This is a genomic window from Streptomyces anatolicus (genome assembly GCF_019400875.1).
GTDB lineage: Bacteria > Actinomycetota > Actinomycetes > Streptomycetales > Streptomycetaceae > Streptomyces > Streptomyces anatolicus.
The window spans coordinates 1-1,286 of sequence record NZ_WMBF01000835.1 but is presented as its reverse complement, the minus strand read 5'-3'; the positions used below and the strand labels follow the sequence as shown (position 1 = coordinate 1,286).

The 1,286-nt window shown below is 64.5% G+C and carries 2 protein-coding genes; both read left to right on the top strand.

The window, feature by feature from the left end:
* Window positions 1-129 precede the first annotated feature (129 nt).
* Window positions 130-738 carry a pilus assembly protein TadG-related protein gene (locus GKQ77_RS32830; protein ID WP_308117858.1) on the top strand — a complete coding sequence of 203 codons (609 nt, stop codon included), beginning with the start codon at window positions 130-132 and terminating at the stop codon, window positions 736-738.
* A gap of 32 nt (window positions 739-770) precedes the next feature.
* Window positions 771-1,286 (top strand): hypothetical protein (locus GKQ77_RS32825; protein WP_219692794.1); only part of this gene is annotated, 516 nt, incomplete at its 3' end.

Below are 1,286 nucleotides of genomic sequence, written 5' to 3'. Positions count from 1 at the left end.
GGCGGGGTTCGTGGAGTATGCGGGGCTCATGATTCTTATTGCGGGGATCTTTACGTTGATCGACGGCCTGGGTCTGGACGGCCTGATCTCGGGCGCGATCCTGGATGCGGTCAACGACGTCATCGGCGGCTGATCTCGTACCACCTGAAGAGCGACCGAGGGCAGACTCTCCCCATTTACATCTGGCTGACGGGGGTTCTGCTCTTTGTTGCGTTCGCCTTCTTCGCATTCGCCCAAGCCGCCTCTGCCAGGAACGGGGCCCAATCGGCTGCTGATGCCGCCGCTCTGGCGGCGGCGCAGGACGCCAGGGACGAACTCATGGATGGGTTCGAGCTGTCCATCGGCGAAGGGGACGACTGGCTCGACTGGCTCGGCGGAGACAAGTTCACCGGCGAGGGGGCGCGAGGCGCGGCGGAAGCCCTGGCCGCCGAGAACGACTCCACCGTCATCGGGTTCGGGCCCGCCGAAGTGAACGGCTACCCGGGGTTCCGCGCGGAGATCGAGACCACGTACACCGTCGGTGATTCGATCATCCCGGGAACGGAGTCCCAGCACGCCAGGGCCGACGCTACGGCCATCGTCAAGCCGCGCTGTGACGTCGACCCAGCGGCCGACCCGGAGAAGGCCGTGGAATTCGACTGTGACGGCGGTGACTCCTTCGAGATCGATCCGGACGAATTCGAACTGGGTGATCTTCCTGAGGCATCCGTGCTCTTCTCTGTCCACTTGGCCGACTGACCGGTGATCGACGAAAGAAGGAAGCCGTAGCGATGAACATTCGGCGCACCATGAAGACTCGCAGGGCAATGACCGCTGTGGCGATCACGACTGGGCTTGTCCTCACGGTCGCTGGCTGCGGTGGCGGTGACGGAGGCGACGAGAAGTCCAAGCCGGAGAAGAGTTCGTCGTCGGACGGCAAGGATGACGCGGACGGCAAGGAGGGCGAGAAGTCTCAGCAGCCCACGGGCGGCAGCGTGCTGGCCGAAGTCAAGGGGGAGTCCGGGATCTCGCTCAAGGTGACGTCCGCCAAGCGTGACGAGGGTGGCTTCCTTACCGTTGAGGGGACCGTGACAAATGGCAGCGGCAAGGCTTGGGTGGCCGCCAGCTGGCGCGGCGACGAGCGCGAGTTGACCAAGAACGGCGGCTCAATGGCGGGGGCCAGCCTTGTGGACGCCAAGGGAAAGAAGAAGTACCTCATCCTGCGCGATACGCAGGGACGTTGCCTGTGCACACGATTCACCGGGGGAGTTCTCTCCGGGCAGTCGGTCGACTGGTACGCCCAGTTC